General features: G+C 49.5%; 33 protein-coding genes. 3 read left to right on the top strand and 30 right to left on the bottom strand.

Annotated elements, in window-relative coordinates:
• The 30 genes from RBT11_14215 to RBT11_14070 form a co-directional block, all read right to left on the bottom strand.
• Positions 1-1,401, bottom strand: coding sequence for a hypothetical protein (locus RBT11_14215; protein ID MDX9787936.1), 1,401 nt, complete (start codon positions 1,399-1,401; stop codon positions 1-3).
• Between the two features lie 13 nt (positions 1,402-1,414).
• Positions 1,415-1,702, bottom strand: a complete 288-nt coding sequence (locus RBT11_14210; GenBank protein MDX9787935.1) for a hypothetical protein — start codon at positions 1,700-1,702, stop codon at positions 1,415-1,417.
• A gap of 2 nt (positions 1,703-1,704) precedes the next feature.
• Complete coding sequence (locus RBT11_14205) at positions 1,705-2,757, bottom strand: hypothetical protein (GenBank protein MDX9787934.1); 1,053 nt, start codon at positions 2,755-2,757, stop codon at positions 1,705-1,707.
• Entirely contained in the window at positions 2,744-3,286 is a 543-nt protein-coding gene (locus RBT11_14200; GenBank protein MDX9787933.1) for a hypothetical protein, read from the bottom strand. Before RBT11_14200 ends, RBT11_14205 begins: the two co-directional genes overlap by 14 nt.
• Positions 3,287-3,458: 172 nt before the next feature.
• Positions 3,459-3,614: a hypothetical protein gene (locus RBT11_14195; GenBank protein ID MDX9787932.1), complete on the bottom strand. Its 156-nt coding sequence runs from the start codon at positions 3,612-3,614 to the stop codon at positions 3,459-3,461.
• A 14-nt stretch (positions 3,615-3,628) separates the two neighbouring features.
• Positions 3,629-6,163, bottom strand: a complete 2,535-nt coding sequence (locus RBT11_14190) for a tail fiber domain-containing protein (protein MDX9787931.1) — start codon at positions 6,161-6,163, stop codon at positions 3,629-3,631.
• A gap of 3 nt (positions 6,164-6,166) precedes the next feature.
• Positions 6,167-7,882: a hypothetical protein gene (locus RBT11_14185; GenBank protein MDX9787930.1), complete on the bottom strand. Its 1,716-nt coding sequence runs from the start codon at positions 7,880-7,882 to the stop codon at positions 6,167-6,169.
• A gap of 12 nt (positions 7,883-7,894) precedes the next feature.
• Positions 7,895-8,449 carry a hypothetical protein gene (locus RBT11_14180; protein MDX9787929.1) on the bottom strand — a complete coding sequence of 185 codons (555 nt, stop codon included), beginning with the start codon at positions 8,447-8,449 and terminating at the stop codon, positions 7,895-7,897.
• A 10-nt stretch (positions 8,450-8,459) separates the two neighbouring features.
• The gene (locus tag RBT11_14175; GenBank protein ID MDX9787928.1) at positions 8,460-9,152 is read right to left on the bottom strand and encodes a hypothetical protein; all 693 of its coding nucleotides are present in this window, start codon (positions 9,150-9,152) and stop codon (positions 8,460-8,462) included.
• A gap of 3 nt (positions 9,153-9,155) precedes the next feature.
• Entirely contained in the window at positions 9,156-9,497 is a 342-nt protein-coding gene (locus tag RBT11_14170; GenBank protein MDX9787927.1) for a hypothetical protein, read from the bottom strand.
• A 78-nt stretch (positions 9,498-9,575) separates the two neighbouring features.
• The gene (locus RBT11_14165) at positions 9,576-9,926 is read right to left on the bottom strand and encodes a hypothetical protein (protein MDX9787926.1); all 351 of its coding nucleotides are present in this window, start codon (positions 9,924-9,926) and stop codon (positions 9,576-9,578) included.
• A 35-nt stretch (positions 9,927-9,961) separates the two neighbouring features.
• Positions 9,962-10,405 carry a hypothetical protein gene (locus RBT11_14160; GenBank protein ID MDX9787925.1) on the bottom strand — a complete coding sequence of 148 codons (444 nt, stop codon included), beginning with the start codon at positions 10,403-10,405 and terminating at the stop codon, positions 9,962-9,964.
• A gap of 67 nt (positions 10,406-10,472) precedes the next feature.
• Positions 10,473-11,417 carry a hypothetical protein gene (locus RBT11_14155; protein ID MDX9787924.1) on the bottom strand — a complete coding sequence of 315 codons (945 nt, stop codon included), beginning with the start codon at positions 11,415-11,417 and terminating at the stop codon, positions 10,473-10,475.
• An 18-nt stretch (positions 11,418-11,435) separates the two neighbouring features.
• Positions 11,436-12,464, bottom strand: coding sequence for a hypothetical protein (locus tag RBT11_14150; protein ID MDX9787923.1), 1,029 nt, complete (start codon positions 12,462-12,464; stop codon positions 11,436-11,438).
• 217 nt (positions 12,465-12,681) lie between these two features.
• A complete protein-coding gene (locus RBT11_14145) occupies positions 12,682-12,954 on the bottom strand; it encodes a hypothetical protein (GenBank protein ID MDX9787922.1) in 273 nt (90 codons plus the stop codon).
• Between the two features lie 8 nt (positions 12,955-12,962).
• The gene (locus RBT11_14140) at positions 12,963-14,990 is read right to left on the bottom strand and encodes a hypothetical protein (GenBank protein ID MDX9787921.1); all 2,028 of its coding nucleotides are present in this window, start codon (positions 14,988-14,990) and stop codon (positions 12,963-12,965) included.
• 12 nt (positions 14,991-15,002) lie between these two features.
• The gene (locus tag RBT11_14135) at positions 15,003-16,670 is read right to left on the bottom strand and encodes a hypothetical protein (GenBank protein MDX9787920.1); all 1,668 of its coding nucleotides are present in this window, start codon (positions 16,668-16,670) and stop codon (positions 15,003-15,005) included.
• A complete protein-coding gene (locus RBT11_14130) occupies positions 16,660-17,205 on the bottom strand; it encodes a terminase small subunit (GenBank protein ID MDX9787919.1) in 546 nt (181 codons plus the stop codon). The genes RBT11_14135 and RBT11_14130 overlap by 11 nt, the downstream gene beginning before the upstream one ends.
• A gap of 77 nt (positions 17,206-17,282) precedes the next feature.
• Positions 17,283-17,528, bottom strand: a complete 246-nt coding sequence (locus RBT11_14125; protein ID MDX9787918.1) for a hypothetical protein — start codon at positions 17,526-17,528, stop codon at positions 17,283-17,285.
• 107 nt (positions 17,529-17,635) lie between these two features.
• Entirely contained in the window at positions 17,636-18,064 is a 429-nt protein-coding gene (locus tag RBT11_14120) for a glycoside hydrolase family protein (GenBank protein ID MDX9787917.1), read from the bottom strand.
• A gap of 229 nt (positions 18,065-18,293) precedes the next feature.
• Positions 18,294-18,731, bottom strand: coding sequence for a VRR-NUC domain-containing protein (locus tag RBT11_14115; protein ID MDX9787916.1), 438 nt, complete (start codon positions 18,729-18,731; stop codon positions 18,294-18,296).
• Entirely contained in the window at positions 18,731-19,186 is a 456-nt protein-coding gene (locus RBT11_14110) for a hypothetical protein (protein MDX9787915.1), read from the bottom strand. The genes RBT11_14115 and RBT11_14110 overlap by 1 nt, the downstream gene beginning before the upstream one ends.
• Positions 19,187-19,192: 6 nt before the next feature.
• On the bottom strand, positions 19,193-19,840 hold the full coding sequence (locus RBT11_14105) for a DUF6475 domain-containing protein (GenBank protein ID MDX9787914.1): 648 nt from the start codon (positions 19,838-19,840) through the stop codon (positions 19,193-19,195).
• Positions 19,830-20,654 (bottom strand): hypothetical protein, encoded by an 825-nt coding sequence (locus tag RBT11_14100; GenBank protein MDX9787913.1) that lies wholly within the window; start codon positions 20,652-20,654, stop codon positions 19,830-19,832. The genes RBT11_14105 and RBT11_14100 overlap by 11 nt, the downstream gene beginning before the upstream one ends.
• Entirely contained in the window at positions 20,655-20,864 is a 210-nt protein-coding gene (locus tag RBT11_14095; protein MDX9787912.1) for a hypothetical protein, read from the bottom strand. It lies immediately after the preceding gene.
• A gap of 88 nt (positions 20,865-20,952) precedes the next feature.
• Complete coding sequence (locus RBT11_14090; GenBank protein MDX9787911.1) at positions 20,953-21,237, bottom strand: hypothetical protein; 285 nt, start codon at positions 21,235-21,237, stop codon at positions 20,953-20,955.
• A gap of 26 nt (positions 21,238-21,263) precedes the next feature.
• On the bottom strand, positions 21,264-21,524 hold the full coding sequence (locus RBT11_14085) for a hypothetical protein (protein ID MDX9787910.1): 261 nt from the start codon (positions 21,522-21,524) through the stop codon (positions 21,264-21,266).
• Positions 21,525-21,618: 94 nt separating this feature from the next.
• On the bottom strand, positions 21,619-21,990 hold the full coding sequence (locus RBT11_14080; GenBank protein ID MDX9787909.1) for a hypothetical protein: 372 nt from the start codon (positions 21,988-21,990) through the stop codon (positions 21,619-21,621).
• Between the two features lie 56 nt (positions 21,991-22,046).
• Complete coding sequence (locus RBT11_14075) at positions 22,047-22,385, bottom strand: hypothetical protein (protein ID MDX9787908.1); 339 nt, start codon at positions 22,383-22,385, stop codon at positions 22,047-22,049.
• A gap of 109 nt (positions 22,386-22,494) precedes the next feature.
• The gene (locus RBT11_14070) at positions 22,495-22,860 is read right to left on the bottom strand and encodes a hypothetical protein (protein ID MDX9787907.1); all 366 of its coding nucleotides are present in this window, start codon (positions 22,858-22,860) and stop codon (positions 22,495-22,497) included.
• A 285-nt stretch (positions 22,861-23,145) separates the two neighbouring features.
• Here RBT11_14070 and RBT11_14065 point away from each other — a divergent pair, with 285 nt between their 5' ends.
• The 3 genes from RBT11_14065 to RBT11_14055 all read left to right on the top strand — a co-directional run bounded on the left by RBT11_14065 (position 23,146) and on the right by RBT11_14055 (position 25,135).
• Positions 23,146-23,685, top strand: a complete 540-nt coding sequence (locus tag RBT11_14065) for a helix-turn-helix domain-containing protein (GenBank protein MDX9787906.1) — start codon at positions 23,146-23,148, stop codon at positions 23,683-23,685.
• A gap of 197 nt (positions 23,686-23,882) precedes the next feature.
• Positions 23,883-24,371, top strand: coding sequence for a hypothetical protein (locus RBT11_14060; protein MDX9787905.1), 489 nt, complete (start codon positions 23,883-23,885; stop codon positions 24,369-24,371).
• A 5-nt stretch (positions 24,372-24,376) separates the two neighbouring features.
• Entirely contained in the window at positions 24,377-25,135 is a 759-nt protein-coding gene (locus RBT11_14055; GenBank protein ID MDX9787904.1) for a DUF1828 domain-containing protein, read from the top strand.
• Positions 25,136-25,534: the final 399 nt, after the last annotated feature.

Here is a 25,534-nt window from a genome sequence, read left to right as displayed (position 1 = left end):
TTATTGCCCTCCAAAGGCTTGCGGGTATTTTTTGATAATCATCTGTTTTGCGGAATCTTTGCCGTACTGACTCGCAAGCTGCTGGTACTCGGCCTTGATTTGTTGTAAAGCGGCCGGAGGGGCTTGCGGCTGCATTGCCGGTTGACCTCCGGGGACAGGGCCCGGTTGACCGCCCGCAGGCACCCTGAGTTGAGCCGCCTGTCCTTGATTTCCCCCCCACTTATCCACAACCTGCGAATACATAGCGGAATACACTTGCAAAGCCCGCTGTGCTTGACTCGCTTCGCGCTTCTCAGTCAAGGTCTTAGGCGCCGCATCGCGGTATTTATCAAGAGTCACCTGGGCTTTTTGCATTGCATTGGCACCCTCTTGGGTAAACTCGCCGTCCATCGTGAATAACGGCGCATTTGCCGGCGCGAATGGCATCAAAACAAGTTCAAGTTCACGCTTCGCTACCGCCGACCCAACGCCACCCTTATTGGTCGCGGACGCCTTCCGGTCCTCAAGCTGCCCCCTTAACTGATACTCATAGTCGAGTTTTGCTTTATCAAGCTGGTGGGCCATGCCCTTCAAGGCGCTTTGCTGCTCGAATTTCTCGGTGCTCTCATGGCTTATTTCCCGGAAACCCCCTTGCGCAAAATCGGACGGGCTGATTTGTTGCCCTGTTTTCAGATCCAGAATAACGGTCTGTGTTTTACTGCGGTCCACCGGGTCGTAAAGTCGATCCACAACCGCCACCACTTGCCCGTTCGCGCCCTTATATTGCTTCGCCTTGGCAATAGCGGAAGCGTTCGCGGCCTGGTATGCCTTGCTGGACATCGAGTCCACTTCCTGCAGGGCCTTAGGATCGGTATAGGTCTGCGCCATCTTTACCATATCGTTCATGGGAGGGATGGGCATTTTGGTGCTATTCCCGTTCAATCCCTTCAGGGTGATTTGCCCCTGCTCATCGATCAACGGGTTGCCGTTTTCGTCTTTAACCAGATCGATGCCGTCATGCAGATGATCATACGTCTTCAGCATGGCGATAGTACCAGCCTGCGGGTCCGTCTGATAAATGGCCATGGCGTCGCTTGCACTTCTGGCGATATTTTGACGTTGAAGCTCGATTCGTTTTTGCGCGGTCTCAGCCTTTTTGGTTTGGAACTCTTCAGCCGCCGTGACGGTCTGAATGTTTTGCATTACTGCCTTGCTCCAGGCCTCCGGGTTGTAATCCGGCGCGGCTGTATCCGGCTTATAATTTTCATCCTTCTGCACATTGCCGAGGTAGGTTCGATACTGCTGCTCTCCGGCCGATTTTTGTTGATATAGCGCGTCTTCTCGCTGGTCTCGTTTGATGCCTCGCAACGCACCGTAAACTTGCATTCCATCCTGAAGGTCGAACCTTCCCCATCTGTCCATATCGCGCTCCTTGTTAACTCAGATAGTATGACAGCAACCCGGCGGCTGCGCCTATGGCAGCTCCCCAAGGCCCTGCGGATGACCCAAGAGATGTCCCAGACGCAACCGCACTACCAAGAGACGCCCCTGCGACAGCGCCGCCAGCCAGCGCACTAACAGCCCCACCAGTCGTATGCGGCGCGTCGTCCTTCTTTTCCTTCATCCGGTTCATGTTGGATTGTGCCGATATCGCTTGGCCTTGCATCGCCTGGCCCATCTTGAGTTGATCATCATACTTTATTTGTTGAAACCCGTAGCTCATAATTAGCTCACTCCCGTAGCTGTGGTTAATCTGGCAAAACTTTCATCTTCGGCGGCTGTTCTTGCCTGTGTTCGAGCTGCGCCTATACTCTTTGCTTGATCCAGCGCACTGGCCGACAATGCACTTGCGAACCTACCAGAGTTAGGATTTACGCCGGAGAGAGCGGCTTGCTGTCTTATATCTCTTCCAGCATTTTTAAAGGCAATGGCTGCGTCAGTCTGTGCTTGATCGGCCCATTGCGCTGAGTCAACCCCCTTGAGTGCTGAATCATAAAAAGAGGACTTAACCGCTGTTTGCTGCGGTAACAGGCTCAATGCCGATTGATTTTTTTGTGTAGTCAATTCATAACCAGTGCTTAGCGCTGTTTGTTGTTGGGGAGTTAGCTCGATGCCCATCTGGGCTTGAGCGGATGATAATTCTGCCGCCTTTTGGGCCGCGGTTGTCTGCGACGGGAGTAATGACAACGATGCCTCTGCCGTTGCCCCCTTTAACGCGGTCTCAGATGCGGCCGCAGCCGTCTCGCTGGCCAATAAACTTTGTTGTGCGTTAACAGAGTTTTGGGCATATTCCGCCCCGGATGTGTTTTCTTCACTGTTATAATTATTAATGGCCCCTTCAGTGGTGGTAATAATATTGGCTGGATTGCCAGACGGGTCTTTCCACCCGGTAATAGGGCTGTAGGTGTTCCCCTCGCTATCAGTGTAAACACCTGTTGTGGCATTATAGGATAATGATGTTGATATCCTTGATGCATCAAGCGGCTCTCCATCATTTCCCAACAACTTATGAAAAGTTCCGTCAGCCCCATAATACCCGTGGATAATTTTATTCGGGTTGTAGTCCTCACCATAAAAATATTGTGACATCAACTTATTTGCCCATGCCTGGTTTTCTTCTGATAACGCTAGTAGGCCAGCATTATAAACAGGGTCAACAGTCTGTGTTGTTCCGCCCCCACCACCACATTTTGCGATAGGCCCGGAATATTCAAAGGCGTCTTCATAGACAACGGCTCCGGTTGCGATATTAACCCGAATTTCGTTATAAATTTTCATCAGCGTTCCTCGTAAAATATGAAATAAACCCATTTTCACTTTGGCCTGTTCTTGAGTTCCATATCAGCCCCGGGACCTCCCCAAGCTGGGTGCCGCCTGCGGCGATTGCAAACCGCCTTGCTCTTTTCAGCCGAGCCGGTGTGTGGCCGATCAGGACGTCCAGCGCATAGCCTCCGTCATGATTTTTGACCATCAGCATTGTTTTGATGGTGCGCTTGGCAAAGTCTATTTTCTCTCTGTAGGTTGGCCCGTTAAAGCCGCAGTGGTGCAGCCTTGCCGTTTTACCTTCAAATCTGTTTAGCCAGAAAATGCCGGCCACCATATCCCCGAGTATCAATACATAAAGCCAACTGTGAGCTTGCATGTCGACAAGGAACTTTCTTCGAGTGTCAAGCGTACCGTCAAGAAAAATCTCTTCGTTTCCCTCTCGCACAATACGATCATGCAGCCCCATAACCTGTTCATCGGAGAGCGACCATTTGCCATCAACTTCCATATAAGGGTAAATAATGCGATTCTGGTCGTGCATTTTGCCAGTCCTTTACGTATTCAAGGGCTCGATCGACATAAAAGTTTCTATCTTTCGGGTCGCAGAACTTTGCCGTCGCAGCCTCAATCGTCCCATGCCTTCGAAGGAGCAACCGCAAATACAGGATGCCGCAACAAATAACGACATGGTATTGGCCGTGTCGATTTGCCGTTTATTGAGCATCGTGGTTCACCCCATCAAGTGCCCCTTTCCTGAATACTTCAAGTTCTTCCGCCTGTGAGGTTATAATTTTTTCCATCAGTTTTTTTTCAAGATAAAGTTCGCCAACCCATTCTTTCAATTTATGAATTTCAATCTGTTGCTCCATCTTTACCCCCCCCTTTAATTTCTTGTTGATTCCAAAGTCTCGATCCTGTCGGCCAAAGCATCGATGTATGATTGCTGTTCTTGGCCCCATTTAACAAGATACGCGAGAATCGGGCCATTTTTGATAGCCAAAGTTGCGATGTCGTCAATAGCCTCTTCGTATTCTGTGATTGTTTTGGTCTCCATCTCACCAGTTTCTTCACCGCTGTCATTCAAAACAGGGGATTCAACAGTTTTTGTGACAGCGGTTCTTTTCGGGTGGTAGAATTCCATGGTGGCCTCTGGTATGAAACCTTTTAAATCCTGAGCCAAAAACCCAGCACTTTGCGCGTCATCTCCAATTAGATTAAATCGTTTAACAGGCAAAGAAAGCATTTTCCCGCCAACAAGATCTTCTATCGGGGCTATATTTTTTTTCAATCTCTCATCAGACGTGTACCAAATACCATCAGAACACCATATCTTTCGGTCATCTCTACAATAAAAATAATTTGTTCCACCGGAATCAGCGCCCATAATGGAATATGTTGAGGACGTAGTGCCTACCCCGTGCGCAACCAAAGACACCGACGACGAACCATTGGTATTTACCCCTATTCTCGTAAATATGCCGTTAACCCCATGGACATTGGCCCATTTATATGCTGCATCCCCGCAGTCAACCGCATTATTGGATGTAGGACGCAAACTGTTCGCAACAAACACAACAGCGTAGCTGCCAGTGGTAAGCTGAATGCTTGGACAAGAAATTACCACAGAGCTGTTAGAAGTTAAATTTACATAACTTGATGCCGTCAAATAAATGCTTTGAAATTTATAGGAAGAGGTACCGATCGATAGGGATTGAGCCCCATTTGCGGATGGCGCAATATAAGAGCCAGCGCCGGTGCTGGACGTATAAAAATTGGTATAATAGCTAGTTCCCACCAACCTTAAAACACCAGGATTGATGTCTTCACCGATCAGGTTAATATCTCCACCCGCCTTAACCGTAATCCCGTTTGAAGAGCTGGTTACAACGACAAGTGAAGAGCCATTCCAACTGATATAATTGTCTGTATTACCACCAAAAAAAAACTGGCCGGAATTATTTATATAGGATTTCCATCCAGAATCATAAAAGCCAAGGTAGGAGGAGGTAAGATAAAGCCCGGTTGTAGAGGGGGCATCTGCAAATCGGACAGGGATACTACTTACTTGCGCCCATGTTGCTTTTAACCCTAGGCTTGCACCGTCAACTAATTGATTTGTATTGGTGGTGTAATTAGATACCTCGGACCATGACGATCCATTCCACCTTTTCAACAAATAGGTTGATGTGTTATACCATAAGTCCCCTATTGCCGTTGCTGTTGGTACAAAAGATGTATAAAATGTTAATATTTTCGTGTTAGCTGTTGACAACGCCGCGCTAGCAGTCGAAATAGCCGCGACAATATCACCATCTTGGACGCTCACCCAGGCTGATCCATTATACCGATACATTTCCCGCGAGTTGCTATTGATCCATATATCCCCTATAAGCATCCCGCTTGTCGGATCGGACGCCTGATAAAAAGTTCGCACCACATTGTCATTACCGGTTATGTCACTCCATGAGACAGTATCTTGAGTCGCCAGTGTCCCGGCACCACCTAAGCTTGTGATTGAAATAGACCCGGTATCAATAGACCTGGCCATTATTGACCCATCAACCAGTAGCGCCCCATTAATCCCTACAGCGGGAGACCCATCTACCGTGCCAACAACAAAAGGAACGGTGATATTGTAAGGGTCTGAATTATTAACGATCTTGAATTTGTCACAAACTATCGTAAAATCTGAAACGGACCCGTCGTTGACCAATATAACTCCAGATATATGGCCATCAACATTGTTGGAAAGAACAAGTTTGCCGTCCAACCCTGCAGCGAGATCAACGTCCCCCTGCAGTGTTGCAGACAGTTGTGCATAATCTATTACCCCTGTAAGTTCTGCAATGAGGTCATCCAAGGTCGGGTTGTCCTCAGCTGCGACACTCCCAACCTCAGCCCAATTCGATACATTACCCGACCAGTCTTTCGCTCTTATAAAATAATAGTAGTCATATGAAGAATTTATACCGCTATTAAGATAAACACTTTGTATTCCTCGCTGAGACTCCGAGATCGTCACAACTGCCAAAAGCGATGCCGAAACAATATCATTGGAATGACTGACCCATACTTCGATTGACCACAAATCATCGTCGTCCGGATTTTGCCATAATAGTTTATGAGAATTAATCCCAACCGGCGTAACGGTTAAACCGGAAGGAACGCCAGGCGGAATTTTATCACCTGTTATTTTTGCCGTCGGTGGGAGATAAGATGCTTGGGTCTTAGCATTTATATCTATCCCGAGCGCTGACAGCGCCCCATAGGTAACCAGCTGGTCCCCCAAACTGGCGGTTCGACCCTCGCGAGTATCAATCGTTACCTTGATAGGTTTCAAAAACGCGATTAATGCCGTGTCAATCCCGGTCGGGACATCAGGGATCACTGGTATTGTGGCTGATCTGCTTGTAGCCATTTGCTATCCCTCAATGGTTAATTCGTCTATCGATGTCGATATCTCCCATGAAGCTATTTTAGCAGCAGTAGTGGCTAATTTTACTTCGATTTCCTGGTATAACTTCCCGCTCGGCAACCAGAACGCATCATCGTCTGTAACCGTTTTAGAATACACCAACGCACCATCCCCATACAACTGAAACGTAACCGTGTTTACAGCGGTTTGTGCCCCGGTCACTCGCCCGCACTGGAAATTGATTGGCTTTGAGAGTTTAAAAAGTTTACTGGTATAGGTCGCTGTTTTCCGGGTGGAGGCCCCCTCCCATTTTTCAATCTTGAATGCGCCTGCATCAGTCTTTGTTAATAGATAGAGCCCGTGCGGGTTTACCGAAACAGTAGCGCCATAGACCTTATTGGCCATAACAAACGGGATATAGGCGCCAATTTCTGACGATAAATCGATAATAAATCCTGTCTTTGCTGCTGACGAGAAAAAATAAAACCGGTTATCATAGAACTTACAAATCATTGTGGATGGAGATAACGCCTGCCACTGCTCGTCAGCAAACAAGGTGTCGGTTAAATTCTGGACTCCGCTTGCGCTAATCCGTATAAAGCCCACCGTTGAGGCATAGGCCGTAAAACCGGCATAACTCGATGTCGACCCGTAGGTTATGAGGCCGTTGCCGCTTACCACACTATCCCTCGACGCGCACGGATACGGAATATTGATCCGCTTCATGGTCGCGCTTGCGGGGTCATAGCAATCGATAATATAGGGGTAGGCATTTGTCAGGACCACAATAGCAGTATCATATGAAGCCAAGGCCACTATCGGATAATCGACGGCAAGGGCATAATCCGGATTCCAGGCAAACGGCAAAAACGGCTCAGAAAGTGCGATTTCGTTGCCATAAAAACCGGCGCAAACTCCGTTTGATAACAGGATCAGCCCGTCCATAGTGGCTGGAGGTTCCTGAAACCCGGTGGAAGAAAGAGCTGCCCCCAGGTTTGTACCGTCAATCAGGGCGTAACTCGATCCGTCCCGATCGGTTGGGGTCAGGTCTGACACTGGGATATGACCGCCAGTTGCCGCGTTGTCTACCCATTCTGCGGTATAGACTTGTAAATATTCCGACCCGGTTGTCCCATGACTTAGCCGGTACAATCGATAACCGACGATGTTATAATCCGTACTGTAACCAGCCGGGAGTGTAATCCCGGCAGTAATCCCGACATACTGGTTATCCATAATCGTCGTGATGGCGCTCGGATCGCTGGGCGGCCCCTGCTCCCCCCAACCGGTTACCCAACAAAAAACATACGACACGTCATCTTGAACATCCTCTCCGATTCCTTCCGGGTCAGTGTAGAGCGTAATAGTGGGGATGGATGTTGGTTTAGGGACTCCCATTTTAAAACTGGTTGGGTATGATGCCTTTAGCGCTTTCCTTGGAGATAAGCCAGAAACGGTATAATAAAACCGATCATCCGTGTTGTAGACCGGCGCCCGGACAATACTAGTTCGAGCCGTAAACGTTAGCCAAATTCCGTCGAAATTATAGAGATCCACCAAGCTCGCCCCGGCCGGGGAGCTTGCAATAGACGAATCATAGAGTGCTTGCAATGCCCCGGATACCAGTTTGCAGTTGGTCGCGTCCTGGCTCTGGGATTCAGGCAATAAATGAGGCTCAATTCTTGGCGCCATACCCGCGAAAACGGTTTGCTTCAATTTCATTGGTGGCCATTCCTATACAAATGGAACTATTCTAACAAAAGATTCTTTCTTCCTGCCCAACAGTGTTGATTGGTTCGCCCGAGCAATCCCATTGCGGAACTTGATCAGCGCCTTTGCCGCCTCGTTGTCATTGCTCCATGAGCGATTCGGCATCTCGAAAAGCTTGTAGCGGGCGCCGGCGATGATGGCCTCTCGATGACGGAGATAAATGAAGTCCGGGAATTCTCCACCGTCAATTTCTGGAATCAAAACCACCTTCGGCGTGATTTCAAAAACAGATGACGGTATGGAGTTGAGGGTGATGGATGAAAAATCTTCCGCAACAATGAAGGCCAGTTCATACTCGTTTTCATCCTTCACGGACAAAACGCTGTTGATGATGCCATCGGTTGAAGAAATATCGTAGGTGCCTTCATCAATGACCGTATCGATCGCTGGAAGATCCACCACCCAAAGGCCCGTTTCCTCGCAGAATTGAATAACGGCATCCTGAATCTTGGCCTCCACCACAAACGCAGGGGCGCTTATACCCGGTTGGACGTAATCAACCATTTCTGAGTAATACATTCTGCCCCTCCTATATCTTCATGGCGGTTGGAGTAGGGGGTAACGACATATTCGCCTCTGCCTGATCCATCACCCCTAAACCCTGTAAAAATGCCTGGTAATAGGCCATTGCCCTGGCCGCATTGGATGAATGCGTTGCGTCCTGTGAATATGCAACGTAAAGAATCCAGTGGTAAATATCGACTGAATAAATGTCGTCCAGGGTGATGACGTTCGATCCGGACACCCAATCAGAAACAACGACACCCGCGGGCACAGCAACATACATCATTTCAACATATCCCTGGCTTGTCGCCGGCTGAGACGGATACAGGTAATAACTCTTCGGGTTTCTCGGGTCGAATACGAAGTTTTGCGCTACCGCATTCGGGCTCTCGGTGTGCCAGCCTGGTCTCTCCTCGTCCAATTCGGCCCGGGTACATCTCCGGATTACCTTCCCTGGCGTTGTTCCAGCCGTCCCCATATTCCGGATAATATCTATAAGCTGAATTCCGGAATCCGGGATTGCCTGCTTGCTCCCGGCCACGGTTGCGACAGCACCCGTAACAACGTAGGCTTCAGGTTTAAACTTGACAATCTGCCGTTGGGCATCGTTTAGCGCCAACAAAAGTTTGTCCTTGTCCCACCTGACAGGCGATGTCATATCTTCATGCAGGGTGATCAAAACCCGCTGAATGATGTTTTGTGCGGTCATGGTCGGCATAGGCTATGCCTCTTTCTTGGCGTCGGCGGTCAGCTTAATGACCGCATCAATCATAGCGGCCTTGGTGCCATGCTCGTTTAGATCAGCGCCGAATTTATCTTTTGCAAGCTGGTCTATTTCGGCCTTCGTCAACTTCTCCAACTCGATCCGGATCGCGGCCTCATCGGCGTCCATTTTGGGCTCCGGCTCTCCGACCAGCACCTGCACCGGTTCCGGCTCGCCATACGACACGAATTTGCCTGATTTTTGGTCGAACACCGCCGGCGTCATATCGTTTCTGGCGTCCAGCGCGTTGGTGCGGACATAGACCCGGCCTGTTTTTCGTTGGATTAAGTGGGTGTGCATTGGGTTCTCCTTGGTGTGGATAGTGTGACCGGGCACCATACGGCAGCCCGGTCACTACGCACTTGTGATAAGCGCCGGTTAGATTTCGTAGTGGATCTCAACCATTGCGGCCCCGGTCGTGATCGTTCCGCCCGCAACCGTTGCCAATACTGTGACATCGGCGGTTAGTGCCGCGTTCGGGTAGGCAATATAGGTGCCTACCGTCCCCTCCGTGATCAGCGTGTTCGCCATATAGGCGCCTGCCGTTGTGGCATGGCCGATATCGATCGTGGCAGACCCGTCATAAACTGTCGTGATTCCAACAACCACTTTTTTAATTGTGGCGCCCGCGGGAACCTTCCCGATCGTGTTGGCTTGTTCGGTAATGCCGATAACACCGGACAAAACCCTTCTGATTTTCCCATAGGATTCATCGGTGACAAATTTCATGGTATATCCCCCTATAATCGGCTCATGCGCCGACCTTAACTGGTTGTGTAATAAAAGATGATCGTGGCATCGCCAGTGGTCCCAACGGTTCCACCAACGGTTGCAAGGACTGCGGTATCTGCGGCAAGTGCCGCCACATCCGGAATGGCGGTGTAGGTTCCTGGCGTAGCCTCGGTAATAGCAGTGTTTGCCATATAGGCATTCGCGGTCCCTGTTTTGCCAATATCGATGGTCGCACTGGTGCCATTAAACCCGGTCCTGATGCCAACCTCGACTTTTCGGATTACTGCCCCCGCTGGAAGTGTCCCGATAGTGTTCGCCTGTACTGCGAACCCTATTTTTTTAACGATACACTCCATGACCTTGCGCCCACTGCTTTGCAGCCGCCCGGCCTGGATCTCCCCCCAGACGTTGGCGTCTTCCCAAACGTGAAGTTTTTTTACGGTCAGCGTATCGACCGTCAAGTTCGCGTGTCGCATGTTTTTTCTCCCTGAGGAAAAGCCCCGAGGATTACCCCCCGGGGCTTAATTTATCCTGTTATCCGGATCAGCCGGGCTTGCAGTACAGCATACCGATGGCGGTCGGCTGAATCACCTCAAACCCGTACACCTGAAGGCCGCGGATCAAGTCACCGAAATCGGTCGGGTTTTTCAGCGTTTCGTTCTTTACCAACTGGCTGGCAAACGTAATGGCTGATTTATGCCCGAAAATGGCCGGGTAACACTTGGTAGCCGTTTCGGTCACCGGCAACACGTTGTTGCTGGAATAAATCTCAAACCGATCAATCATGCCGATCCGGCCGTTACGTAAAACGGATTTCCCATCGCCGGTCAGGCTCGCGTCCTTCAGCTCGGAATTTTTGATCCGCTGGCATGCCCAGGCAGGCAGCACAAACCATCTTCCGGTCTCAGGGATATTTTGTTCATCCAGCGCCTGCCCGCATTTGGTGATGGTATCAATCACCGTGGCTGCGGTGACTTCCACAGCGCCGGAACCATCCGCCGCGGCGACACCGAGATTAAGGTCGCCCGAAATCTCGCCGGCGGTAGTGCCCGTATTGCTCGCATCAACATCAGCGTACACGGACCCCAGGATGTCACGGTCAATGACGATTTTCATCTGCTGACCGGCATCGTCGGACCATTTTTCCATATAATTGATGTCGGATTGTTTTTTCTCGACATCGTTAATGGGAAAGGCGTAATATTTCCCTTTGTCAATGAGCAATTCGACATTTGCGGACTGCAACCGTTCATAATTCAGGTTGATTCCGACTTTGTAATCGCGAATAGTCACATCCGGGACCGTCCGGATGATGACCTTATCGCCCATGTTGGTGATTTCCCCAGCGTAATCCGTGTTGCTGATATGCGGGAACACGGACGACAAATAGAACTTTTCCAACATCTTGGCCGCCCATATCTCAGGGATATATGTCCCTGAAAGGCCGCTGGCGGCATACGCGCCTAAACTTGCATCAATTGGGTACATGGCAGTTATCTCCTATAACTACCCGATGACCCGCCCCTCTTTCATGGCTGCAAAGATGTCGCGCTCAATCCGCGCAAACTCTTCGTCCCTGCCTCGGTACACCCCTTTTGTCTTATCATCGTAAAACTGCTTGATATCCCCCCTCGTGTACGTTTTCAGCGATTGGGGCACTTCTGTCGCGCCCTGCCCGGCCTTCGGCGATAGGGGAGGTTTCGGGGGAGGCACCGTTTGTGCCGTGGGTTTTGTGGGTCGATCGAGCGTTTTTTTGTAATCATTAAATATGATTGCCGCTCGTTCGACGTCCCGTTTAGATTCCGCGTCTCGGAGAGATTCTATTAATGGCCTGCCGGTGATGGGGTGAATCTGGCCCAGGTATTCCAAGAACTTCGGGTCATAATTCATCGATTCCCAATCTTGAACTTTGTTCGCCAACGCTGCGTAGAACTTTTCAGCATCACTGGTTTGTACGGTCGTATTGACCTGATCAACCGTCCCGCGCAACTGCGCATTCTCAGTTTTCAACCGGTTTACTTCGGCTACCAACTTGACAAAATCATCCCCGTAATCCTTGAAGTCATCGGGGTCGAACGAATCGGCGTTGTGGTTGCTTCCATCGCCGGGTTGACGTCCAGTGTCAGGGATGGCCGCCCCTGGTTGGTTGCCAGTGTCCGGTTGAGCTGATCTCGCACGTTGCAACGCATCCTTCAAAGACGAGACTTCAGACACCAGTAATGACACCTGGCTTCTAAGTCGAGGAACTTCGGCATCATACTTCCCGCGGAGGGTGTCGTACTTCGCCTTGTAACCTTCGTCATCTTGGGATTGCGCGGGCGGTTGCTGCCCTGGCGCTGCCGGTGCGGTGTCCTGCTGGCCTTGCGCCTGGGCCGGGGAGGCCGCCCCGGTGTCCTGGCCGCTTGCCTGCTGGGTCGCATCTGCTTGTTGCCCTGCGTTTGGCGTGTTCAGCGCCTTGATCATCTCGTCTGCTTTTCGTGCGTTTTCGATCACATCAGCCGGGAGATGACCAACTCCTTGTGTTTCTTCCGTCATAAAAACCCTTTCTTTTTTTGTGCGGTCCGGGTGCCCGGGTATCGCGAGGAAAAGTGATTTTTAAGTTTGAAAATAGCGGATTATAGGGCGGGGGCAACCAAATCGAATACAGATAGCGGTATTTGGATAAAAAGTTGTTTTTCGCGGGGGAAAAGAACAAAAAACGCCCGGGTTTTTGACCCGGGCGCTATCTTTGATGCTGCGTGTTACAATGGGGTTACGACCACGAATGCCGCTCAGTCGGTTTTGATTGGCTCTCCATCACCCGCATGGTTTCCCTCGCGGTGTCAATGACGTGCAACAGGGCTGCCAACGCCTGGCACCCGCCCTGGTTCCATCCAAGCGCCGTACCAGCCAACGAATCGTTTTCAGCCCGCATGGTTTGCAGGTTGGCCCCCAACCATTCACGAACCTTTTTGAAATCCGGGTTATGCTCCAAGGCTACCAACGCGGATATAACGGGCTTATCGTCGCATACAGTTCTTAGCATATATCTCCTTAAAATGTTCTGACATCCTGGCCGGAAACACGGTCACCGGCGCCATTAACCGCCTGGGGCGAAGGCAATTGGCCTTGCTGCCCTCCACCCGCCATTTGCTGTTGATAGGCCTGCATGGCTTGCCGTTGCTCCAACTGTTCCTTTGTCGGCACCACGTCGGCAACATCCAAATCCAGTCCTTGGGCAATGGATCGTGCGACCTCAGCAATGCCGCCGATGCCCACAATCTGAGCCAATACAGGGTTTAAAATCAGTTGCATGAATTCTTGCCGGCGAACCTGCATCTGTTCTTTGGCGATCATCGAGCTTGATCCTTGCGCGACAAACTTGATATCACCCTGGAAATAAACCGGGTCCGGGTAATAGAGCATAACGGCTTGATGCAATTGTTTAATGCTCGGCTCGATGATGCCAACGTCAATATTGCTGATAATTTTTTTGATGGTTTTGCTGGCGTTTGACATCATCATACTCATGCCGGTAGCAGTATCCGCAGCGCCGCCCCTTGTCTCGCCGCCATAAATGTATTTGGGAATGCCGGATTTGTTGTCGGCCTCAGCGGAAAACTTTTCATAAACGGCCATCAGCTCATTGACCATGACATTTGGTTGAAAAAACCAGATTGGTGGCCGCGCGCCCTGGGCGTTTTGCATATCAAACGGCCAGATTTTCCAGGGGCGCATGCTGGTATAATCCGTCCCAGGGATCTTGGTTGATGCATCAATACCAATCATCGGGCCTGAGGCCATGGCCATGTTATTGATCAAATGCCGAGCCGTGGCATTGCATGTATCAACGATATCGGTAATGAGCTCAGGCAGCCCCTTCCCCCAGAACGATCCTTTTTTTTCACGGAAACAGGCCTTGTAATACGGCATCCTCCCCAACAAATCGCCGTTTAGTTCGGCCTTTATCACATAAGTTCCGATCAGCCACACCTCGGCTTGATATTCCGCGAGCGGATCAGGAACCATGCTCGGGTCCATGCCATATTGGAGCAACATCAACCCTTGAACCGGCCCCCAAAACTGCAAGGCGTGGATTTTCCCATCCGGGTCATACGCCTCGTGTTCCCGGCTCTCCATGCGGGCCCGCTCGGTCTCGCTGTCCATGTAGATCCAGTTTTGCAGCCCTCCCCGCCCGTATTCAGACAATACCTGCCGGATAGCGGATTCATCGAATCCATCAATCCCTATCATGGCGACCAGATCGGACCGCGTGAGCCGGTGTTTTTCGATTAGAAAGGAGTCCCCGATTTTAACCGATGACGGAGCGGGGTAGATATCAAATGGGCTGGGAGATTCCCACTCCATGACGGTGTTGTCCTGCACGATCGGTGTCCCATCCTCGCCCCAAACGATATCCTTCCTGCGCCGGAATATTGGCCCTTTCAAAAACCCGGCAGGATGGGTCACTAAATCAGCGATACACGCTTTTAGGGCACTCCCCCATCCGCTTTCGGCTACCAGGTCTTTTATTTTCTGCTCGATCCGAACCGCTGTTTTGTGCGCGGCTTCACTCATTTGCTGGCGGGCCTCTTCATAGATCTCTCGCCCGCGCTGCATAATAGCCTCTTTGGTGGGCATGATGCCGGATAGTTGCATTTCCTGAACCACTTCGGCCTTAACCTGGTCTTCGATGGCTTGTTTCTGCTGTGGAGACACCTCTGGTTCCGGTGTCGGAGAGGTCCCGAATGGTTCATCCCCAAGGAGGTCTTCAATCCATGCCTCGGCCGCATTGCATTTCTCATCAGCCAGGCTCATATAAATAGCCGACCCGCCATCCTCCATGATCTGGCGCAACTTATCCGGTTCGTATTCACTGTTGCGCATGCGCATCGCTTTTAACATGCGTTGCTCATGCGTGAGCTTTGCTTGCCGTGCCACTTCCCACCGGGACCGAACATGTGCGGCCAGCGCGATGATTTCAGGCCGGCCTTGTCTGGCCTCCATCTCAATCCGTGCCGCCTCTTGTTCCTCTGCGATCAGCTCATCGTTGGTTTTCCACTGCAATAAACCTGTGTCCATGGCGAATCTCTCCTATGACCACGCATAGCGCGTCGGTGCAGGGGCCTGCGCAACTCCGATTCCGGTAGCGCTGTTTTTGGCTTGTAAATGCTTTGAGTGCCCCTGCGCAAATGTTTGGAAAGCGTCGGCACCGTTGCTATTTTCATCATGTAACGGGCTCCGCTTATATGTCTGTAAATGCTCGTCCCACTCCCGGCGGTAGTTCTCCAGGCGTTTTATACCCAGATCGCACTTCACCTCATCAAACCAGCATATTGGCAGAATCGAGCGCACGGCCTGGATACTATCCTGCTTGTCTTGTACCCGCGGGATGCGTTCAAATCTTATTCCGAGCCGAGCCGCCGCCTTCCTCCTGCTTTCGCCAGTGCCCAGCTCGCGAACAGAAATATCATGCGGGGCATAATGCCGCCCGTACCGGTACTTTTTCTCATTCAGACGGTCCGCATAATATGCGAACCCATACCCGGAATCCTCCAGATAATCGATAACGTGTAATTCGCGACCCACATCTTGCGTGAACCAGATCGCCATCACATCATTCATGCCCAGATCCCACCAGGTATCTACCAGGCTCGCAGGATTATACGGAACGGCGCAAATCCTTTTCTCGCTGCGGATGCGGTTGAACTCATCAATGAAGTACGCGCCTCTGATTCTATTCAGGAATGCCTCTTCGGGTGTTGCCGGATTCTCACGGTACATATCGTCCCCGAGAATTTTATATTGAGAATACCACCAACACCTTTGCCCTGGCGTGAATCGAAAAGGGGCGCCCTTTTCGGCAGCGATCTTTTTCTCTGTGTCATCGAGATATTTCGTTTGGTCATTCGGGATCGGGACGTGTTGATCAGGAGGTAAGGAATATTCCGGTTCTTCCCACCAGGCCGCGAAAAAAAACTTGAACTCCAGGTTGGTTGGCTTTCGGCCCAGTTTAATCAGGTCTTGCGCCTCCTTGCATAGATCAAAAAATGCGCCCTGGTTACCTTCTGCGGTGCTCTCTATGGCAACAATCCCGTTTTTAGGAACCGCTTGAATGGCGCCCGTCATAATCTCCCGTGCTCTCTCCGGGAACTTCGCGCAAATTTTACCAAACTCGGAAACGTGCAGTCGCTGGGGTGTTCCAGACCGGGACGAGACTGTGACCGAAATAGCTGACCCATTATTAAAAACCAGCTCATCAGCGCTTTCCCTGGTCAGCGGCCGGCGGTCACGCAGGCTTTTCGGTAACGAGTCATACGCAAACTTGATCTTCTTCCGGAAAATTTTTTTAGCGTCATCGAGCCGGTGCGCGATGATATCGGCTTGAATATTGGAATTAAAAAGGCAGTCATCAAGGAAATAAAGCGCGAAAAACGTGGTGCCCCCGAGCTGCCGCGCCTTCAGGTCTATGAGGCGATACCAGATAGAATTATATAAGCGCCTCTGCGTGGCCTTACACTGAAACAAAACCTTATCGCCAGCTTTATCGATGATGTAATACAGGTTGTTTAGCCGCCACCACTTATCCCCGAGGTTTTCCATCAACTCATCGAACGAGTATTTCCCGAGATGATGGTATGCTGGAAGGCTCTCGGCGCGGCTGATCTCATCGGCATCGGTAGGACTAAAACCGCCCTGTATAAGGCTTATTCTCTTTCCGCGCTTGGCTATGATATCGGCAATGTCGTCTTTAGTGATCATCGTCACCAACCGGACTAGGGAGATTGCGCGAACTGCCGTCGATCTCTAATAGCCGCCGCATAAATGGGTCGTTCGGGTCTACGGAGTGTTCGGTTTTATCGACAAAGAGCTTGAGGTGTTTACCAATCAACTCGGCGCAACCTTTCACGTCGATTATTTTATACTCCAGCAACGCACCGTCCTTGTCGTACTTCACCCCGACAATAGCCTTGGCCGTATCCTCATCCATCTCATTTGGCAGTTTGAGCCGACCATCATCATGATACAGCCGACGAATATCAAATTCCTGCCCCTGCATAAGCCTGCGCAACGTCTTTTCGGGTGATACCATAAGCTTATCGAGCATTTTCTGCTTTAGCTGGTCTATTCTTGCGGAAATCTTGGGGGTGTGGAGCAACTCAAAGGCAGAGCGGTTGACCGTATCCGGTTTCATCCGTTCAGTACTATATGCAAACCGATACGCATTTGAGGCGTCCCCGCTCTCAATATATTTCGCACAGAATTTTTCCTGTTTTATCGTAAGGTTATCCGCCATGTTTCACCATCTAACATTTCCGTCCAGTTGCGCAATCCCTTTCGGTTTATATGCGGGCATTTGGATTGATATTGTTTTCACTCCAAAAATATCGGCCTCGCAAACGGCTGTTTAAACCGATGAACAGCCTTATCGGCACGATACCGATCCTGATGTTGCTCGATGATTTCCTCCTTGGTTGTGATCCGGGTTCCATCAGGCAGCAGGCGCCAACGCTTGATGAAAGTCTGATAGCATTGCGTAGTGGTGACTTTGAGGCCATAAATACAGACCTGTGCCATTGAATCATCGCATGGAGTTTCAACCGTAATCCAAATTTCCATGCACGCCGGACAAGACCTGGCACGATAGACCGTGGTACGATCGGCCCGGTTGCGACTCGTGAATGGATATGGGACCGTTTTTGCAAACCCGCACCGTGGGCACAGCACTATATTGACTCCACAGCGCCGGTTTCAACCATGCGGATAACGCGCCGTGCCCGGGCGGGAACCTGCCGATAATATCGGCTGTCTTTGATTTGGGCCGCTGCATCCTGCCAGTTGCCGGCCGATATCGCGGAGAGCATTTTTTTAAACCCACGGAACCCAGTTGCCCCGAGCTGATAGCGCATGTCGATCATGGCGAGCTGCCGACCGGGCGGCATAGTATCCCATTGCCTGAATATGGTTTTCAGGTCCGACGAAACCTCTTCGATATCGTTCATCAACATTAACAGCGCTTCGCTGTGTTTGATTCCAACCTCTTCGATATTCCGGCCATAGCCGATTGTGAGTTTCCCCGCGCTACACCGGTACGGCCTCCCCCTAAACCCTTCGTTCTGTTGCAACGTCGCGACAATAATAGCTTGATTTAGCATCGTCACCCCCTGAGCAAGGCTGACAGTATTCTCCTGAAAAACCCAGGCCGCTTTGGCACAAACGACAACGCCGGCTCAAGCTGCGTGACGTCACACCCGAGCGCCCATGCCCACTGGTAGGCCTCTGGCTTACTGAGCGAGCGGCGCCCGTTTAAAACCCGGTATACCGTCGTACTGCTCCACCCAATGTGACGTGCGAAATCCTGCGCATACCGGAATCGTTTTGCTATCAAACTGCGGATTTGGTGATTTGGCATTCTGCCTCCATTGCCCACAAAGGGCGATTCATGTATTCGATAAATGCGGTCCTGGCCGCATCAAACCCGTTGCAAAGCTCAACCCGGTAGCCGTGAGACCGGAGTCGGTTTATCCACGCGAGCTGCTCCCGGCTGGCTCTGCCCCCGGAGGAGCGTTTCATTTCGATGTAGAGGCCATGGTACGGATATCGAGGGACCGGCCAACAGATATCAGGGACACCGGCCTTTACCCCCTCTGCGGCGAGCTTAACCGCTGTCCCGATGTGTCGCCTGCCGCCGTTTGGAACTGCATAGCAAAGCCCTACGTCCGGCTTATCGCGCATGATCGTTGACAACCACTGGAAAAACGCGGTTTGTTCCTGGTGTTCTGTTGGTTGTGGGGGGCGGGTTATGTTCGCTGTTTTAATCATTATGCCGCCTCCACGATTTCGCGCCACCTGGTTTCCAGGTCAGCGCTTTTGTAATAAGCCTCAACCGCGGCAAGATCCGGGTCGAAAAATTCATGAACCCGGTAGAACGCTTCGATCACGTTTTTGATGATCCGGCGCCGGTCCTTGTCCCGGATCTTGGCAAGCAGAGTTTCCAGCAGGGCAAGCGCCGTGCTGGTGAACTCCTCGATTTCGAGGCTTTTAACGTAGCCATGAAAGCGGTCCAGTATCCTGCGCATTCTGTCCATGTCCTTCGGGGAAAGTTTGGAAATCCGGCCATAAGCCGAAAACGCTTCATCCAGGCAAGCAAGCGCCTGGTCCAGAGCCGGGCGAATTTTCTCCAGGTCCTCCTGCGTGAGTTCAGACAGCAGCACGTTGATTTGTGCGTTTGCTATGGCAAGGGTCGCCATGGTGTTTATGTGGGATTTGGATGCCACGACGCTTCAGCCTCCTATGCCACCGGCAATAGCCTTCAGCCGCGGCGGAATCTGGAAAGTCCAACGATGCTCGTTTGATGACATCGCAATTTGTTTTGCACGATCATGGTCTCCTATCAACACGGGCTGCCTGATGTGCTCGATATGCCCAGCGGCTGAGTTTGACAACTCAAACCGGCCTGGGAGCGCTCCGAAATACTCTATTCCCTGCCTGGCGTACGCCTGGTAGATCCTTGCAAAATCCTTCAAAAACCACTGTTCGCCGTCTGCTCGGAGATCGTCACAGAGTTTATTCCAACCCCCGAAACCTTGCGAGATAACGGCCTGGGTTGTGGCATTATCGAACGCCACGGACTCAAAACCTCCGACACGCTTCACGGCTGCAAGAACTTTCCCGGCTTCGACTTCTGCGATATCCGAGGCTTTGCCGCCATAGAGCAACTCGACCAGCTCAAACGGTTTCGGCCAAAACTTGAACGCACAGGTCGGATCTGCAATTGCCCGGCTGAAAATCTTTTCGATTTCGCAGATATCAAACCTGTCAAGTGCCTTGAAATACGCTGAAATAGCGAACTCTGAAAGGTGTTTTTCATAAATTTCCGCAAATGTTCCTAAGGCGTTGATGAATCTGTCAAAATCTTTGTTAATGTCCACTCAAAATCTCCTTTGCGCGTCCAAATGCTGCGATGTTGTTAGCAATTCTGGCCTCGACAACACCAGGCTTGCCTCGAATGTGTGGCGTTGGTGTTCCGCCCCGATTCTGCACACGAGACACCCACCCGGTGATAAACCGTTTTGCGCCCGACTTGGTTTTTCGTTTCGTCGGGTTTGCGTCCAGCCATGCTCGCATGTTTCGCAATTCCTGATCGACATCAACCGCGGGAAATAACGCCTTCAACTCGTCAGCATATCGCTGGGTTACTTCGAACGTTTCCATGGTTTTGTTTGTTGGCAGTGTGATTGCTATTTGTTCAGGCTCGATTGGTTCATCCGGTCCGGATGCCTGGGAAGGCTCCGGGCAAGAGGTAGTTTCTGTTTCTGTTTCTGTTTCTGTTTCTGTTTCTGTTTCTGTTTCGTCGATGGGGACTCGCGAGTGTTTCGCGAGTGTTTCGCGAATACCATTTAAAATATCTTTTGGTGGGGTAGGATTGTGCTGTTTCGATGGCCTATCAACTTTTTGATGTAAAGAAAAGTGCCTGATATAGTAGTATTTTTCGCCCTCTGACTCAAAAGGGAGTATAAACCCCAACACCTCAAGCTCTTTTATCCACTTTTCAACTATTGATGTTTTTAGGTCATCGTCATACGGAAACAATTGTGATTTGATCCATGCCGGGTGTGCTTTGGTTACACCATAGTCGTCTGATGTTGTCCAAAGGCCAGCGAATGTTAAGCGAGCGTCTCGCGAGACCCTCGCGAGCTTTTCATCACTCCAGAATTCCGGCTTTATTACTCGTGATCTCGGCATCTATTGTACCGCCTTTTGGTGTGATGAAAACCACCAGTCGTTAAAAACTATATCGATAACCCGGCACAAAGACATCGCCGTAGCGTAAAAACCAGTGCTCAGATTATAATCGCGAAGGTCGGCGAGATACTGAAGGTTCAGCCTGACGTCCAACGGCAACTCCCCGGCAATTGGTTGCTGCGGGGTATCAATGGCAATTTCTTCCGACATGATAACAACCTGTTTTTATTAGGTGCACCCGGCGTGCACCTGAAGTGTTAAAAAGTGCACCGAGGTGCACATGACAGCCAAAAAATTTTTATGGTAGTGTTTCAAGCATGGACTGAATCGTTTTTCTGTAACGGAGGATTTTTTTGTGGATCGGGTAAAAATACTTAAAAAAAATGATCGCTTGCCGCGCGACGGTGCTCCGCCCTTCGTTTGTCGCCGCCGCGATATCATCGAGCCACTTCATAAGATCGGAATCGAGTTTGACGTTCTGATCACGGTCGCATTTGCCGATGGGGGCGAGATAGGGGGTTTCTGTATAAACGTTTACGGTACCATGATTTGTTTGGAAGTTGATAGTGGAAGCCTGCTGCATGAGATACTGCCTCTCAAGTGGTATGGTTATTGGTATATCCCCATCTCGCGGGCCGTAGCCCAGGGGTCAAATTCCAAAATGTTGCAAATCTTGTCGTATGCGTCCCTGATTTTTCGTTTGCCGTGGATTGTGAGCGAAACGGCAGCAAGCGACAGGTGCGTCTGTTTCGCGACCTTGGTGACATCGTGCCCCTCGCACGCGAGAAGGTATTTCACGGTTTCAGGGAACGGCCGGCCTTCGGTGAGTAGGGCCCTGAATGTGTTAATGTTTGTAAAGCGATTAACCATGTGTTACCTGATATTTCCAGCCGCTATTATGGATGTATGCAGATCGGTCATGATGACTCCTGACGCTCTGGTTTCGAGGCGGCTATCTCTGGGTTTATTTAAAAGGCTTTAATAATGCTGCACTCTCAAGATTTTCTAAACCAACAGGAACTTGACTTGATGGTTGGTCATCTTCAGCGCTTTGGCTATCGTCAAACAGTTTCATCCCAAGTGGGTATTTTTGAATTTCACGTTTCAGTTCCTCACGGAATTGATCCGAACAAATTTGGGGGCGCATCCTCTTGGACACTGGATTGGTCGCATCCAGAAGGCCAACCACAAGGATGTCCTCGTTGTCGGTGATATGCCACAGGCCCTTTGAATTGCGGGTTATGACCATGAAGGCCATATTGTATTTGCGGCATAAACCAAAAAATTCGTGGAGGGCTGAAAGTGGTGTATCGCAAATTGGTGTTTCATACTGCATGGGAGCTGTCCTCTTGTGCGGCGGCAACCGCCTTTGGTTGTAGGAAAATGAAATGGTCATAACTGAATATTTGAACTCCAAGATTGAACTTGATTGCAGAGTTTCTGAACTTCATCGGCTTGGGTTTTATCGCGTTTCAATAGGCCCTCTAGCCCCCTTTCAATATCTCCTAAGAGAAGCTCACGGTATAGACCCAAACCATTTTGAGGGTCCAAAATATTGGACTCTTGAGTACGAGAAAGGAGTTTGAGGATGTAAGCGTCGTTTTTCCATGAGCTGCAAAAAGGCTGATCGGGCTCTCGATAAATGAACAGGAATTTGATTCCCGACAATTCTAATAACCTTTCAATCTCGGTGCGAAAGGTGTTGTCGGGGCTATTGAAGATAATTGCCATTTTTATAAATCCCTTTTGGGATAGAGAAGTGCGAGAACTGTCACTGCGCCCCCGGTTGCCCGTTGGATGTTTTTGGATTGAATCGATATATTAAAAGGCATCATCATGATTAAAACGAAGAGTTTTTATTCACAAACAGAGCTTGAAGTTGAGATTTCACGGCTTCGTCAAGCTGGTTATTGTCACGGAGCAACTGACCAGCTAAGCCCCTTTCAATACTTTGTAAAAGGACCTCACGGTATCGATCCAAATCATTTTGGAGGTCATCAGGCATACACGATTGAATATTGGGCGCCAGAAGACCGAGGGTGAATATGTCGTCGTTACAGATATAACCGCTGACCGGTTCATGGCCTTCGGTGGTTGGGCAGCGGTAAATTAACAGATATTTTACATTCGCCTTTTTGAGTAATTTTTCAATTTCGGCTGAAACAGGATCGTCTATGCTGCCAAAACTAATATGCTCGTGGGTCATTATGCCGCTACCTCCGGGCTTTCTGGTTTCGAGTCGGGGCTGGTCGTCTGCTTTGGAAACAACAGCTCCATCACCGTCACTGCACCCCCCGTGGCCTCTTGGATCTTTAGGGCCAGCTCGGGGGAGGGGCGACGACGGTGGCAACACAACCTGTTAATGTAGTTAAGAGTTGTCCCAGTGCGTTGCGCCAACTCTTCCCGGCTTTTATTTTTAAGGTATGTTTTTAAATTCATGGCTCAAACCATAAACCAAAAAGGTTCATATGTCAAATAGGAATTAACCGTAATGATCCAAAACAAAATATGGCAAAAAAATCTTGTCAGAATTTTGGATATTCAAGGGCGTGATTATAAAGACCTTGCGGCCCTCATGAAAAAGTCAAAAGAATATGCAAACGCTATAGTTACCGGACGAAAGCCAATCGGTAAAAAAAAGCTTGAAGAGTTGTTGGAACTTTTAAATGTTGATTTATCAGAATTTCAAAAAACAGACTGGATGGAAAAGCCTAAACCGGAAGGGGCCCCAGATATTGATGTGTATACAAGGTCAGAATGGCCGGAAAATATCGACATTAACGAAGCCGTCGGTATGCTTTCAAAAATATTTAAATCAAAAAATCAGATTCTAATCCGTGCAATATCCGCAAATTTAATGGCCTTTTCAGAAACAGTCGATGCACAGGCTGAAATTACAAAAATGCGGCAAGAACAAGAGGTGGGAAAATCAAGAATGGCTGCTATCGAAAGACGGCTTGATGAGTTGGAGTCAGAAAACGAGATGCTGAGAAAGCGCCTTGATCCCGACGCCGCCATCAACCATCGTTAACGCTCGGAACGGGTCGCAGTCTGACGCCCCGGGCGGGATTGATATATCAGCGTTCCCAAAGCGGGCTGCTCTGGGACCACAAAGAATCGTACATCACAGAAGGGAGCGTCATATATCTAATAAAAACAAATTGGTGGGGTTTACACAAAATAAAAAAATAGGCACTTTTGCCTATATATTTTAAAACGGATGTTACAATGGTGATACGATATTCCCAAGCAGAGCTAAATCGACTGGTATCATGTGCGAAAGAGATTGTGAAGCCTCCGAAAAAAGAAATGGTGGTTGTCAATGGAAGCTACCGCAATGAGATGAAGCTGAAATCAAAAGATGAAGACGATGATTTTACCGTGTTTTTTAGGAAAAACGAGGATTTTGACGACAATTTTTCAGTTGGATTGCGGTACCATCCCAAAAGCGGAGGTGATAGTTTTGTGGTTTTTAGATGTAATAGCAAGCACCCACACAGTGAAATAGACCATTTTCATGGGAGAACACACTTTCATATTGCCAAAGCAGAAAACTTTGACAAGGGCTTGAAGCCTGAAGCCAGCGCGATCCCAACAACAGAATATGTAACATATGGAGAGGCGGTATTGTTCTTTTGCAGGAAGTGTAATATCATCAATGCAAACGAATGGTTTCCGCATCATTCGCAACTTCCTCTTGTATTTAAAAACGAGTGATTGAAATGCAAGGATATCTCGAACAGCTTAAAGCCCAATTCAATGAACGAATTCGGATCGTTGAAAAAAGACCGGGGATACATCAGATAATAGCACCCATTTTCCACGAAGATGGGGACCTGATGGATATCTATATTGAAAAGTCGACATCACCCGGTATGTTAAGAATTTCTGACCATGCAATGACCCTGATGCGGCTATCGTACGACATGGAGATTGATACACCAAACAAAGAGAGAGTTTTTAAGAATATTCTTTTAGAAAACAAACTATCGGAAGAAAACGGACGATTGTTTATTGATACCAAAGAGGAGTCGCTTTATCCTGCGATGATGCAGTTTACACAAGCCGTTGCCAAGGTTTCCAATATGCGTGTGTTAAAGCGAGAAGTGGTAAAAGGTTTATTTTATGAAATGCTCGAGGATTATATTGAGAATAAGCTGGCCAAATACAATCCGGTAAAGTCCGTGACGCCAATTAATGACAGGGCCGAATTAGAGGTTGATTATTTGATTGAAACCAATAAGAAAAAGTTATTTCTGCTTGGCGTCAAAGACAACGCGAAGGCGCGAATAGCCACCATTTCTTTCTTGGAGTTTCAGAAAGCCAAGATTTCATTTTGCGGGGTGGTGGTGCATGATGATTTTGAAGCGCTCAGCCGCAAAGATCGCAGCATGATCACCAGTGCCGCTGATAAGCAGTTCGTTTCTTTTGCTGATTTTCAGGAAAAAGGCCCCGCTTTTATCGAACGCGAAGCCGCTTGAAATAATACCCATCCCCCAACATATAGGCACAAGCGCCTATATCAAAATAGGCATTTGTGCCTATTGTGATTTTTTGCATATTCTCGTAACCTCACCATTCTGTTGCCCAAAACAATATTACAAACACAAAGAGGAGAAATTAAACAATGGTGAATTATTCGAAAGGGTTGATCTTGGTTTTGATTGGGCTTGTCTTTGTTGGGTGCGCAAATTTGTCCAGATCGGAAAAAGCGACATTAAGTGAATTAAGAGCATATGGGATTAGCGATACTGTAGTTTCGCTAATCTAAAATTGACCCCTTTTGGGCACAAACGATAACCCAAAATTGACCCCCCTTAAGCACATCTCTGATATTGAGATTGCCGACAGGCAATTCACAATTATCGGAGGAAAGGAGA

The organism is Desulfobacterales bacterium (genome assembly GCA_034003325.1).
GTDB lineage: Bacteria > Desulfobacterota > Desulfobacteria > Desulfobacterales > JAFDDL01 > JAVEYW01.
Note: the sequence above shows the minus strand (reverse complement) of the source record. Positions and strands in the feature narration are given on the sequence as shown.